The 13,501-nt window shown below is 47.8% G+C and carries 8 protein-coding genes; 7 read left to right on the forward strand and 1 reads right to left on the reverse strand.

Annotation, left to right across the window (positions count from 1 at the left end; all coding sequences use genetic code 11):
• Positions 1-47: 47 nt before the first annotated feature.
• From rlmH to IV45_RS07335, 4 genes are all read left to right on the forward strand, one after another.
• A complete protein-coding gene (gene rlmH / locus IV45_RS07320; protein ID WP_057742177.1) occupies positions 48-527 on the forward strand; it encodes a 23S rRNA (pseudouridine(1915)-N(3))-methyltransferase RlmH in 480 nt (159 codons plus the stop codon).
• Positions 528-587: 60 nt separating this feature from the next.
• Positions 588-1,457, forward strand: coding sequence for a PPK2 family polyphosphate kinase (locus IV45_RS07325; protein WP_057742180.1), 870 nt, complete (start codon positions 588-590; stop codon positions 1,455-1,457).
• 202 nt (positions 1,458-1,659) lie between these two features.
• On the forward strand, positions 1,660-1,884 hold the full coding sequence (locus IV45_RS07330; protein ID WP_057742182.1) for a hypothetical protein: 225 nt from the start codon (positions 1,660-1,662) through the stop codon (positions 1,882-1,884).
• A 63-nt stretch (positions 1,885-1,947) separates the two neighbouring features.
• Entirely contained in the window at positions 1,948-4,131 is a 2,184-nt protein-coding gene (locus tag IV45_RS07335) for an ATP-dependent Clp protease ATP-binding subunit (protein ID WP_057742185.1), read from the forward strand.
• A gap of 70 nt (positions 4,132-4,201) precedes the next feature.
• Here IV45_RS07335 and IV45_RS08055 read toward each other — a convergent pair whose 3' ends face one another.
• Positions 4,202-4,333: a hypothetical protein gene (locus tag IV45_RS08055; protein WP_268872328.1), complete on the reverse strand. Its 132-nt coding sequence runs from the start codon at positions 4,331-4,333 to the stop codon at positions 4,202-4,204.
• Positions 4,334-4,441: 108 nt separating this feature from the next.
• On the opposite strand from IV45_RS08055, the gene cls reads away from it, so the two are divergent.
• The 3 genes from cls (at position 4,442) to addA (ending at position 13,490) form a co-directional block, all read left to right on the forward strand.
• Entirely contained in the window at positions 4,442-5,911 is a 1,470-nt protein-coding gene (gene cls, locus IV45_RS07340; protein ID WP_057742187.1) for a cardiolipin synthase, read from the forward strand.
• A gap of 85 nt (positions 5,912-5,996) precedes the next feature.
• Complete coding sequence (locus IV45_RS07345) at positions 5,997-9,665, forward strand: PD-(D/E)XK nuclease family protein (protein ID WP_057742190.1); 3,669 nt, start codon at positions 5,997-5,999, stop codon at positions 9,663-9,665.
• A gap of 3 nt (positions 9,666-9,668) precedes the next feature.
• Positions 9,669-13,490, forward strand: a complete 3,822-nt coding sequence (gene addA, locus IV45_RS07350) for a helicase-exonuclease AddAB subunit AddA (RefSeq protein ID WP_057742192.1) — start codon at positions 9,669-9,671, stop codon at positions 13,488-13,490.
• Positions 13,491-13,501 lie beyond the last annotated feature (11 nt).

Here is a 13,501-nt window from a genome sequence, read left to right on the forward strand (position 1 = left end):
GATGGATTGTTGATCAACTACACTGGTCACCAAAGGAGTTTTTACGAATGAAAGTTAAGATCATTGGTGTCGGAAAGATTAAAGAAAAATATTTCAAGGCGGGGATTGCCGAGTACGCGAAACGGTTGAGCCGCTTTTGTGATTTTAAAATTGTCGAAGTGGCGGATGAGCAGGCTCCAGAATCACTGAGTCAGGCCGAAATGGACGAGGTGATGGCAAAAGAAGGCCAGCGGATTTTGGCGAAGATTAAGGATCGCGAATATGTCTTTGCATTGGCAATCAAAGGCAAAGAACGGTCGTCGGAAGAATTCGCCCATGAAATCAATCAACTAACGACTTATGGTCACAGCGACCTGACCTTTGTCATCGGCGGGTCACTGGGATTGAGCCCGGAAGTGTTAAAGCGGGCGGACACCCAGATTTCGTTTGGCCGCTTCACCATGCCGCACAAGCTAATGCGGTTAGTGTTGACGGAACAAATTTACCGGGCATTTACGATCATTCACGGCATGCCATACCATAAATAACTTTTGTTCCACGTGAAACATAATGAATTGCAAATCGATTATTGGAAAGCTGGTAATAGGATGAAGATTAGTGATTATGAATATCAGCAGGGAAACTTTAAGATCAAGGAAGTCTCCACGAAGCCCAAAAAACTTTTAACAAAAGATGAGGCTGAAAAACACGTACAGAAACGGATGAAGGAGTTCGCCAAAGATCAAGAGATGCTGTTTGCTCGTCATCACTACGGCCTAATCATTGTTCTCCAGGCGATGGACGCGGCTGGTAAGGACAGTCTGGTCAACCACGTCTTCAAGGGTATTACGCCTGCCGGTTTTCAGGTTGCCAGTTTCAAGCAACCCAACAGCATTGACCTGCGCCATGACTTCCTGTGGCGGGTGAATGCCCAGCTGCCGGAAAGAGGGAAAATTGGGATCTTCAACCGGTCATACTATGAAGATGTCTTGATCTCCCGTGTTCACCCGGAAATCTTATTGAATGCCAATTTGCCGGGGATTCATCGTCTGGATGATATCAACGAGTCGTTTTACCAGACACGTTACAGAGACATCTGCAATTACGAGCGTTACTTAACCCACTGTGGTTATGTGATTTTGAAGTTCTTCCTACATGTGTCAAAAGATGAACAGAAGAAACGGTTCATCGCCCGGATTGAGGAGAAGAATAAGAATTGGAAGTTCTCCTCAGCCGACATTCGGGAGCGGGGCTTCTGGAACCAGTATCAAGACGCATACCAGCGGGCAATCAACGCTACGGCATCGGTGGAAAATCCATGGTACGTTTTGCCAGCTGATGACAAGTGGACCTGCCGTGCGATCTTCTCGGATATTCTGTTAGCCAGAATCAGCCAACTGCCGCTTTCTTATCCACGGGTTTCCGCGGAAGAAGAAAACAACTTGGAAAAGGCCTACGCAGAATTGAAGAAGGACTAAGCTACTGATTACAGGCTTTTGGTGTTTAATCGACAAACATCAAAAGCCTATTTTTTATGCACAAATATGGTAAAAGTCAGTCGTGACAAGGGATTAAGCAGTTTTAAAAAATAAAGGTCAAAAAAGTCAAAAAATTAGTGTTTCACACTTGTGATATATCACAGATGTGGTATACTAATAAGTGTAAAGGAAGTGAGTAGTAATGCGGATTGATATTAAAAGCTATTTGCGTGCAAATCATCTAACCATCTACCAAGTAGCTAAGATTTCCGGCTACGGCTACACCACTTTACACAAGTCGTTTAATAAGGAGCAGACAAGTGCAACACCGCTTAATCTCCGCGATTTGGATGCGATTGCGCAAGCACAGCATCGGCGGATGTGGCAGGTATTGCGAGATTTGGAAGAAAGCTACCTCGAAGACTAATAGAGTGATGCTGATTTAAACGACGATGATCAATTAATGAAATAAATAAAGGGGGATTTTACTATGGCACAAACACCAAGAGATCCATTTGATGACAACATGAATGACATTTTTGACCAGCTCATGGGCGGCATGGGTGGATTCAACTCTGATAACCGCCGCTACCTGATCAATGGTCGGGAAGTTACCCCTGAAGAATTCGCTCAGTACCGGCGGACAGGTCGTTTACCAGGCTCTGGTATTCAACAACCTGGCGCCCAAGCAACTAAGGCTGGCAAGCCAAAGGGCATTTTGGAAAAATTAGGTCGCAACTTAACTAAGGAAGCCCGTGAAGGCAAGTTGGACCCAGTGATTGGCCGGAACAAGGAAATTCAGGAAACTGCCGAAATTTTGAGTCGGCGGACGAAGAACAACCCTGTTTTGGTTGGTGACGCTGGTGTTGGTAAGACGGCCGTTGTTGAAGGCTTGGCCCAGGCCATCGTTGCTGGTGATGTACCGGCACCGATTAAGGACAAGCAAATCATCAGTATCGACATTTCTGGTTTGGAAGCTGGTACCCAGTACCGTGGCAGCTTCGAAGAGAACATGCAGAAACTGATTGATGAAGTCAAGAAGGCCGGCAACGTTATCCTGTTCTTCGATGAAATTCACCAGATCATCGGTGCAGGTTCAACTGGTGATGAAGACGGCTCCAAGGGGATGGCTGATATCATCAAGCCAGCATTGTCACGGGGTGAAATTACCGTGATCGGTGCAACGACCCAGGACGAATACCGGAACACCATCATGAAGGATGCCGCATTGGCACGGCGGTTTAATGCCGTTACGGTCAACGCTCCAAGCAAGGAAGACACCCTGAAGATTTTGAAGGGTATCCAGACTTTGTACGAGAAGCACCACAACGTTAAGTTGCCAGACGATGTATTGAAGGCAGCGGTTGACTACTCCGTTCAATACATTCCACAGCGGTCACTGCCAGACAAGGCCATTGACCTGATCGATATGACGGCTGCTCACTTAGCTGCTAAACACCCAGTCAAGGATGTTAAGGACATTGAGGCTGAGATCAAGAAGGAAGAAGAAAAGCAGCAAGAAGCTGTTAAGAAGGAAGATTACCAAGCAGCTCAGAAGTCCAAGGATCGGGTTGCTGACTTGAAGAAGCAGATCAAAGACCACTCCAAGCAGAAGGAAGTTACGGCAACACCAAACGACGTAGCTGCCGCTATTGAACAGATGACGGGCATTCCGGTTTCTAAGATCGGTGCAACGGATGTTCAGCGCTTGAAGAACATGGACAAGCGGCTGGAAGGCAAGGTCATTGGCCAAGATGAAGCCGTTGAAGCTGTATCACGGGCCATTCGGCGGAACCGTGCCGGCTTTGACGAAGGCAACCGGCCAATCGGCAGCTTCCTGTTCGTTGGCCCGACCGGTGTTGGTAAGACTGAACTGGCTAAGCAATTAGCTCTCGACATGTTCGGCTCTGAAAACGACCTGATTCGGTTAGACATGTCCGAATACTCTGACCGGACGGCGGTTTCCAAGTTGATCGGTGCCACTGCTGGTTACGTTGGCTACAACGACAACGGCAACACGTTGACTGAAAAAGTACGTCGTCACCCATACTCCATCATCTTGCTCGATGAAATCGAAAAGGCTGACCCACAAGTGATCACCTTACTGCTGCAAGTACTTGATGATGGTCGTCTGACTGATGGCCAAGGCAACACGGTCGACTTTAAGAACACGATTATTATCGCAACCTCTAATGCCGGCTACTCCAAGGACGCCCCAGTTAAATTAGGCAACGAAAAGGACGAAGAAGACCTGATTAAGAAGTTAACCACCTACTTCCGTCCAGAATTCCTGAACCGGTTTAACGCCATCGTTGAATTCCACAGCTTGAGCAAGGACAACCTGCACAAGATCGTGGACCTGATGATCAAGGGCGTTAACGAGACGCTGGCTAAGAAGGGCATGGATGTAAAGGTAACTGAAGCAGCCAAACTCTTCTTGATCGACAAGGGTTACGACAAGGCCATGGGTGCTCGTCCATTGCGGCGGGTGATCGAACGTGAAATTCGTGACAAGGTCACTGATTACTACTTAGACCACTTAGACGAAAAGCACTTAGTTGCCGAAATGAAGGACGGTGACTTGGTAATCGTCAACGCCAAGGATGCCACCGATGACAGCAAGGAATTGAAGAAGGAAGAAAGTCAGGACAAGGAAGACAAGTCCAACGACTAATCCTTAAATAAATAAGCGGTCCCGGAATTGGTTTGATCCAATTCCGGGACCTTTTTTGTTGCTGCAGAGATTAACGACGAGATTTGAAATAGTAGGCTAAAGCGATTAGCAAAATCAAAACAATGATGGCTAAGCGCGGGTCTTCTTTGAATAGCATGTGGAAGGCATGAATCTGGCCGAGGCCAAAAGGATAATCGATCATTTTGAATCACTCCTTGTAATTTGTTCCTAATTATAAGTGAGTCACGCGGTTGGTTCACGAAATTAGATGAGTTAAAATTATCTTAAAGATCGAAAAGAGGCGGGAACGATGATCACGGCAACATGGCGTTTGATTTTATTAACATTGCTAGTGATCGTCATTTTCAACGAAGTGGCGGCCCTGATTACCGTTTTCCGTGAAAAAAGGGACATTGCGGCCACCTGGGCATGGTTGTTGGTCTTAACTTTGATTCCGGTGTTTGGCTTCATTGCCTATGCCTTCTTGGGTCGGAAGCCAACCAAAAAGCGGATGGCTCGGATTCAAACGGCCACTCAGCTGGAATTGAAGTCGGCCTTTGATGCCCAGCAGAAGCAAATCCACGAAATGGAACAGCCGCAAGAAATGACCACCCGAACCTATTGGCGGACGGTTCAGCTGTTTCAAAGCATCGACCACGCCTACTTTACCCGTCATAATCATGTCGATATCTATGATGGCAGTGATGAGTTTTTTGACCAGCTGTTTAAGGACATTGCGGCGGCCAAGAAAAGTATCCATATCGAGTTCTACACGATCTATAACGACCAGATTGGTAACGACCTGCGCACCTTGCTGGAAGAGAAGGCAGCCCAGGGTGTAGAAGTACGGGTCCTCTATGATTCTTGGGGGTCGCGTGGGGTTAAACCCAGCTTTTACAATCAGTTGCGGGAAAATGGCGGCCATGCAGCCCAATTCTTGATGACCCGGAGCAACCTTTTCGACTTTCGGATTAACTACCGTGATCACCGTAAGATTGTTGTTCTCGACGGCAAATACGGTTATGTGGGCGGCTTTAATATTGGTGACCAATACCTTGGCCGCGTTGCTAAGTTTGGCCCGTGGCGCGACACCCACCTGCGCATTTTGGGTGGGGCGGTCTATTCCTTACAGCAGCGCTTCATTCGTGACTGGAACGCCTCAATGAACGGCGATGAGGAGCGAATCCTGCACTATCAGGCATACTTCCCGCCGATTAAGGTCCATCATGGGTCGACGGCGATGCAGATTGTGGACAGCGGGCCTGACAGCCGGATGGAAAAGATCAAGCTGGGTTACTTGCGGTTGATTAACGCAGCGACCGACCACATCTGGATTCAAACTCCTTACTTGATTCCCGACGATAGTATCTTGGATGCCTTAAAAATTGCGGCGCATTCAGGGGTTGACGTCCGGATCATGATCCCGTGCAAGCCCGACCACCCCTTCGTTTACCGGGCGAGTCAGTATTTTGCCCGGGCACTAGCGAGTGAAGGAGTCACCATCTACTACTATGAGCGCGGCTTTATGCACGCAAAGACGGTGATGGTAGACGGTAAGATGGCTTCGGTTGGGTCTGCCAACATGGACTACCGGAGCTTCAAGTTGAACTTTGAAATTAATTGTTTTATCTATGATGCGGCAACGGTCGACCAATTGGAACGGATCTTTATGGATGATATCCGGGTTTGCAAGGTGGTAACACCAGAAATGTTTGCTAACCAACCATTTTGGCTCCGCTTTAAACAGACATTTTCTCGTCTCTTGTCGCCAATTTTGTAGTAAGCTGGCATACAGGAGTTGTGGCTTAGAAGTTGCAGTAACTTCGGCCACTTTTTTAATTTATCAACGAATAGGAGGAGCAGTAATGAGCACGCTGCAATTTGTTACCGGACCAGCAGCTAAAAATCACGAAAAAGAGTTGATTCAACAGCTGGATAAAGACATGCAGAAATACCCAGACGATCAGTTCTTTTACCTGGTACCGAACCACATTAAGTTTTCAACCGAAATTCGGGTGCTACAACGCCTCCGTGAAATACATCAGCAAGAAGATGTTTATGCACAATCCCGTTTGCAAATCTTGTCATTTAGCCGGTTTGCCTGGTTAATCTTGCGTGACCAGCCCCAATACCAGCGGCAGCGGATCTCGCAAGTGGGGATGAACATGCTGGTTGCTAAAATTGTGGCGGGCATGTCCGTTGACGACCTGCATCTGTTTGCCAAGGAAGCGCACCAATCCGGCTTCATTCAAGACTTAACGCAGCAACTGATTGAGTTTGAGAATGGCAACATCGACCCCCATGCGACGGATAAGATCGTCGAAAAGCTGCAGCAGCTCTCTAGCAGTGATTCCCAAGCGGATGCGAGTGCCAAGATCCAGATGCTGTTCCACGTCTATGACCAGTTTGATCAGGCGCTGGCTGGACGACTGAATACAGCAACCATCTACGAGCAGCTGACGAAGCAGTTGGACCAGCAAGACTTGAGCCATGTTCATTTTTACCTGGACCGTTTCAATAGCCAGTTCTCGGCGAAGGAAGAGGCAATGGTTGAGGCAATGATCAGAAACGGCAAAAGTACTATGATCAGCCTCATTTTGAATCACCAAGAAGTCCAACACCCGGTTGACGATGATTTGTATAGCATGACGCTGAACCAGTACAAGCGATTACGATCTTTTGCGCAAAATGAAGGGATCGACATCCTGCCAAACATTGAAGCCAGTCAAAAACGGACGAATGCGGATCTGGCTGCGGTTGAACAGTGGATGGACAGTATGACGCGGCTGACCAACCCTAAACCATTAAAGGAAGGCAATACACTGGACCACGTTCACTTCTTCACTGCGCCAACCCGCTTTGATGAACTGTCCCGTGTGGCCGCCAAAATTCGGCAGATGGTGGCAACTGAAAAGTACACCGATCAAGATGGCAAGCAGAAGCGCTATCGTTACCGTGATTTTCTCGTGTTGACCCGGCATTTGGATGGTTATGAAACGATGCTGGAACCAATCTTTGAATCACATGGTGTGCCGGTGTTTAACGATAATGATCGGTCGATGGCGGATGCACCGTTAGTCACGTTGTTGGACGCCTTGTTTAAAATTGCTGATCGTAATTACCAGCTTGAAGACGTGTTGCAACTGTTGAAGACGGGCCTATTGAAGCCGCAGAACAGCCGTGGATTTAAGTATGCCGTTTACCAAGCCGAAAACTGGTGCCTGAAATACAGCCGGACGAAGAAGGACTGGTTGAGTAAAGAAGATTGGTCATATGATCCGCTGTTCCAGGCCGATGCCGTGGATAAAACAACCAAAGAAGGCCAACGAGCACTATACAAAGAGCAGCGATTAGACCGCCAGCTTAACCTCGTGCATAACTATGTCCGTGACCACATCGCTCCGCTGGTGGACGCTTTAAAGGCAGCCAAGACTGGTAAAATGGGCGCGACAATCCTTTATCAAGGCCTGAGTGATTTAGACCTTCCTAAGCAGCTGAAGCGCTGGGCTAACAATGCCAGTGCCGCTGGTGACCTTAACCAGGCCCAGGAGCCGCAGCAGGTTTGGCACACTTTCTGCAATCTGCTGGATGAATACGTTGCAATCATGGGTGACGATGATTTTGACTTGGACAGCTTCCAGAACCTGCTGACAGTCGGCTTCCAAGTGGCGACCTACTCACAAATTCCGTCGACCATCGACCAGGTCCTGGTTTCAGAAACGGGGATCACGCAGACTGACCAGCGTAAAGTGGTCTTTATGATTGGTTCAACTGATGACGTGATGCCTGAAGTTTCGGTTAACAACAGCCTGTTAAGTGACGATGACCGTGACCTGTTGAAGAATTGTCTGGCAGACAACCAATTCTTGCCGCAGGTTGGTTTGGGACGGATCCGTAACGAACCACTTATTAACTGTTTGGGCATGCTGGCGGCCGAAAACGAATTGTTTATGTCGGCACCGATTGCTGGTGGTGATGATGGTGCATTGCGGCCTTCACCGTATATGGTTGGCCTGGCTAGATACTGCAATAAGTATGACGATTCCACCAAGTCGTTTACCGAAGATATGCCAATGGCACCAGTTCCACAAAGCGACTTTGCCGACCTGAAGCCGTTTGTCAGTTCTCAAGCAGCAACTTGGTCTGCCTATGTACAGGTTTATCGCGATGTCAAAAACAGCAATGCTAAGTTAGGCAGTGCTTGGCGGCAGGTTAGCGCTTTACTGAATCAAGATCGTGTTGAGCAATTACGGAACTTCAAATACAGCAATGACACGACCAACTTGTCAAAAGAGCTGGCAAGTCAGTTATATGGGGAAACCGATCCGCAAGACAAAAAGAAGCGCCACAACACTCTGTATACGTCCATTTCGCAGCTGCAGACCTACTACCGGAACCCATATGAGTACTTCCTGAAGTTTGGCTTGAAGCTGAAGAAACGTGACGAATTGGAGATTTCGAATGCGGATTCGGGTACCTTCTACCACGACTCAATGGAAAAGCTGATCGATAGTGTCATTAACGGTAACGAGAAGTTGGCAGACTTGACCGATGAAGAATTGACCAAGCGGATGAATCAAGCGATGGATTGGGCGTTTGCTCAGCAGCCGGCAATTAACCAATTGGCGAAAAACTACCGGCGGATCGCCTATCAAAAGCACTATCTGCAAGGGGTGGCGACAACGATGGGCCGCGTGCTGCGCAATCAGGCTAAGGCCAGTGATGCCCACCCGGTTGACGTTGAATTGAGCTTTGACCAAACCGATGAAAGCAAGGGCGCATGGGCCGCTTTGCATTACCAGTTGGCAAACCAGCAACAGGTATTTGTGCGGGGCCGGATCGACCGGCTGGATAAAATTGCCGTGCAAGATGATGCCACCTACTACAACGTTGTGGACTACAAGTCAGGCAACAAAAAGTTTGACTTGGTGGACGCTTATTACGGCCTAGACCTGCAGATGTTGACCTATCTGAACAGCTTGAGCCAGCACCTGGCAGCGATTAAGGCAAAAGCAAAGGTCGGCGGCGCGCTTTACCTGCACCTGAATGCACCAAGCTATCATTATGGCGACCTGCAAAAGGGCGATGCGACCGATGTTGAATTGCAAAAACACCTTTATCATGGTGTCATCATGAACGACCCTCAGTTGCTGATGCAATTGGATCATGGACTGGTGAAAGGGCAGCGGCGCCTGTTAGACCTCAGCACCAAGCAGAATAAGAACAAAGAAACTAAGCAAGAGCAGCCGTATACGTTTAAGAAGAAGACGGGGAGCCTGTTAGTCAACGCCGCCGAGTTAGCCGCGTTATTGCAGCGTAATCAGCAATTATTGATCGATGCAGCGACGAATATTTTAGCAGGAGACGTGCAGCTGCACCCATTCCACCGGGATAAGCGGACTGGGTTGGATTACAGTGATTATCTGGATGTTTTCCGTTTCGACAACATGCTGGACTACCACAAATACAATTACATCGATGAAAGTGATGATGACGTTTTGAGCAAGCTGAAGAATAATGACCAGGAGGATTAAACGATGAATGACAAAGATTTAACGACATCGCAAAAAAGTGCGGTAAATGATCGCAACAAAGACATCCTGGTTTCTGCTTCAGCCGGTTCTGGTAAGACGGCGGTGCTGGTCGAACGGGTAATCAGGCTCTTGAAAGAAAACAAGGACTTGAACATCGATTCGATGCTGCTGGTAACCTTCACCAAGGAAGCTGCCAAGAACATGCGTGAACGGATCCGTCAACGTTTATTAAAGTCTGACGATGCGCACCTGAAAAGGCAGGTCAACCGGGTGGCCATCGCAAACATTTCCACCATTCATGCCTTCTGTGAGCAGCTAATCAAGCGCTATTACTATGTGATTGGTTTAGACCCGCAGTACCGCCTGTTGACGGATGATACCGAGCAGCACCTAATCAAAGAACAAGTTTTTAAGGACTTGCAGGAATACTACTTTGGCCAAGAAAGCGAGCAGCAGGCCTTTATTAGACTGTCACAGAACTTTGTCAATGCTAAGTCAAACGTTGGTGAAGGTTTGGCCGACGTGGTGGAGAAACTCTACAACGAAGCCAATGCGCAACCTAATCCTGAAGCCTGGCTCCACAGCCTTGAAGACAACTATGAATTGCCTAAAGAAGGCGACTGGAAGCAGAGCATGTTCTACCAGCGGCATCTGCAGTCAATCCTGAAGCGCCGGCTAAAGCAGGATCTTGAGGATTGTCAGGCCAACGCTGAAAAGGTCGACATGTTTGAAAATGATAAGCTGACGAAAATTATCAATGCCGACCAAACAGCGGTTGATGAGATGTATCAAGCGCTTAGCGATAGTAATGTCAGCTGGGATCAACTGCGGAGCTTGATTGATAAAAGTGCGTTTGCTTCTCTAAAGGGCATTAGGATCAAAGTTGAAAAGGATGAATATCAGCTGTGTAAAGCCCGTCGTGACGCGGTTAAGAAGGACATTGACAGCATTCACAATTCCTACTTCATGTATGGCAATGAGCAATTGTCAACCGTGACGAAGGCCGCTAAATCAATGGTGCAAGAACTGGTCAAGGTCACCATTCGTTATCGTCAGGACTACCAAAAGGCAAAACTTTCGCGGCATTTATTGGACTTCAGTGACCTGGAACACTATGCCTACCAGATTCTGACTGACCAGACGGAAGCGGGCGTGGCCGTGCGCAAGCAATTGCAGCAGCACTTCAAGGAGATCTTGGTTGACGAGTACCAAGACACTAACCGCCTGCAAGATGAATTACTTGGCCAGCTGCATGATTCGCATTCTAACCATATGTTCATGGTGGGAGACGTTAAGCAGTCCATTTATCGCTTCCGTCAAGCGGATCCAACCCTCTTCTTGGAAAAGGGTCAGCGCTTTGCCGGTGAAGATGCGGGAAACGAGACGATTTCACTGGCCGATAACTTCCGTTCAATGAAGGGCGTAGTTGATTTCACTAACTTGATCTTCAAACAGCTGATGGACAAGGAAGTTGGGCGGATGGACTATGATGATCAAGCGCAACTGAAGTATGGTGCCAAATGGTATAACCAAGCTGATCAGCCGGCAACGGAAGTGATGATTTACGACGCGAATGCGGATGAGGACGACCAAGACAAAAAGCAGCAATCGGCTTATGTGCAACGTCCTGAAGGCGCCGACAAACTCAGCGGTGAGATTTGGATGGTTGGCATGCGGATCCGGCAAATGTTGGATAATGGCGAAAAGATCTATGATTCAGCGACCAAGGAAATGCGGCCGATCAAGCCTTCTGACATTGTCCTATTGGAACGGAATAAGGAAGCCAACACCAAGATCATTTCCCAATTTGAACGCTTAAACATTCCGGTAATGGTCCATGACTCGAAGAATTTCTTTAAAGCAACGGAAATTCGGACGATTGTGTCACTCTTAAAGATCATCGATAACCCAATGCAGGACATTCCATTGGCGGCAGTACTGCGGTCACCAATCGTGGGTTTGAATGAACCAGAAATGGCCTTTTTGCGGGTCCATGATCGTTACAACAACTTCTATCACGCAGTCAGCCGGTTCGTAAATATTAAAAAGATTCTGCCACTGAAAGATAGTGAGGCAGATAAAGTTGATCAAATTACGCTTTTCAATAAGCTCTTTAAATTTATGAACGACTTGCACAGGTACCAGCGAATCGCCCAGCAGGAAGGCCTGGTTGAATTGATCTGGCAGATTTATCAGACCACCGGTTTCCTTGATTATGTAGGGATCATGCAAGGCGGAGCGCAGCGGCAGGCCAACCTGCATGCGCTTTATGAACGGGCCCAAGCTTATGAGAACAGCAGTTTCAAAGGCCTCTACCAGTTTGTTCACTTCATCGATTGGATGCAGAAGCAGAATGAGGATCTGGGTGAAGCGCCGGTGCAATTGGCAGACGACGCGGTCAACGTCATGACGATTCACGGAAGCAAGGGGCTAGAATTCCCAATTGTCTTCTTAATCAATAGCAACAAGGGCTTTAACAACCAAGATGTAATCGGCAGCTTGATCGTTGACCCTAACCAGGGGATCGGCTTGAACTACATTGGCAATTCATCGCTGATTGATGCAGACGACAGCGATCAGTTGGCATTGCCGACTAAGTATGATTTGCCGCAACGGACCATCATCGCTGACTCGTTGAAACGAGACAACCGCGCGGAAGAAATGCGTCTGCTGTACGTTGCCTTAACCCGGGCTAAACAGAAGCTGATCATCACGGGTTCAGTTAACGAAAACAACAAGATGGGCAACCTAGAACAAAAATGGAAGACTTGGGAAAAAGCCTTGCAGAGCGATTCGCTGGTCTTGGGGGCCGAATACCGGTTGAGTGCTAAGTCGATGCTCGACTGGATCGGCGCCTGTCTGGTTCGTACACCAAACTTTGATCCACAAGTATTGGGGCAAAAGTTTGATCAGGATGCTCGCTACAGTGGTGATTTCGTTGATGCTGACTTCAATGTGCAGCTATACAATGCCGATAAGGTTGATAAGGCATTGGCAGCACTGGATAAGCAACGTGGTCAGCAAAAGATGGCAGCGACCGACGATAAGGTGCTGGCACGCAAAGATCGTGATTTCCTCAGCAAAGTTATCAACTTAGACTATCAGCATAAGGCAGCCGTAGAAACAACGCCTTACCAATCGGTTTCAGCAATTAAGGGACTGTTTGTTAATCAGGATCCTGATGATCAGTCAATGGGGACACTGACTTACAAGAATGGTCAGCCGAAGACCAGTGGGCGATACAGTGACACGGACTTTGGCCAGCCACAGTTTATGGATACTGAAAGCAAGCTTTCCCCAACTGAAATTGGGACGGCTACCCACTTGGTCTTTCAAAAAATTAATGTGGGCAACGGCAAAGTTGATTTGGCAACGGTCAAAGACACAATTGACGATTTATTGTCGCAGGGCTTGATTGCCAATGAAAAAATAGCTGATGCCATTAATGCTGAAGGAGTTGCGACCTTCTATCAGACTAAACTGGGGCAGCAAATATTAAAGCACCCTGACAACCTTTATCGTGAACAGCCATTTTCAATGTTGAAGGATGGCCAAGATCTGTTCAGCGGTTTAAAGGAAGACGACGGCCCAATTTTGATTCACGGAATCATTGATGGTTACTTGGTTGGCGAAAAGGGGATCACCTTGTTTGATTACAAGACTGATCGCTTAAAGCCTGGCGACAAGACCAGATTGGCCAAATTGGTGAACGAGTATGCAGGCCAGATCGAGCTGTATACCGAGGCTTTAAATAGTCAAAATCAAATACCAGTGACGAAGCGCTACCTGTACTTTGTTCAAACTGGTGACCTACACGCACTTTAGGGAGAGTTTTA

The sequence above is a fragment of the Limosilactobacillus secaliphilus genome (genome assembly GCF_001437055.1).
In the GTDB taxonomy this organism is placed as follows: Bacteria; Bacillota; Bacilli; order Lactobacillales; family Lactobacillaceae; genus Limosilactobacillus; species Limosilactobacillus secaliphilus.

What these genes read in the sequence shown, in the direction of transcription:
- rlmH (WP_057742177.1), top strand. Translation starts at nt 48, where the DNA reads ATGAAAGTTAAGATCATTGGTGTCGGAAAGATTAAAGAAAAATATTTC.
- IV45_RS07325 (WP_057742180.1), top strand. Translation starts at nt 588, where the DNA reads ATGAAGATTAGTGATTATGAATATCAGCAGGGAAACTTTAAGATCAAG.
- IV45_RS07330 (WP_057742182.1), top strand. Translation starts at nt 1,660, where the DNA reads ATGCGGATTGATATTAAAAGCTATTTGCGTGCAAATCATCTAACCATC.
- IV45_RS07335 (WP_057742185.1), top strand. Translation starts at nt 1,948, where the DNA reads ATGGCACAAACACCAAGAGATCCATTTGATGACAACATGAATGACATT.
- IV45_RS08055 (WP_268872328.1), bottom strand. Translation starts at nt 4,333, where the DNA reads ATGATCGATTATCCTTTTGGCCTCGGCCAGATTCATGCCTTCCACATG.
- cls (WP_057742187.1), top strand. Translation starts at nt 4,442, where the DNA reads ATGATCACGGCAACATGGCGTTTGATTTTATTAACATTGCTAGTGATC.
- IV45_RS07345 (WP_057742190.1), top strand. Translation starts at nt 5,997, where the DNA reads ATGAGCACGCTGCAATTTGTTACCGGACCAGCAGCTAAAAATCACGAA.
- addA (WP_057742192.1), top strand. Translation starts at nt 9,669, where the DNA reads ATGAATGACAAAGATTTAACGACATCGCAAAAAAGTGCGGTAAATGAT.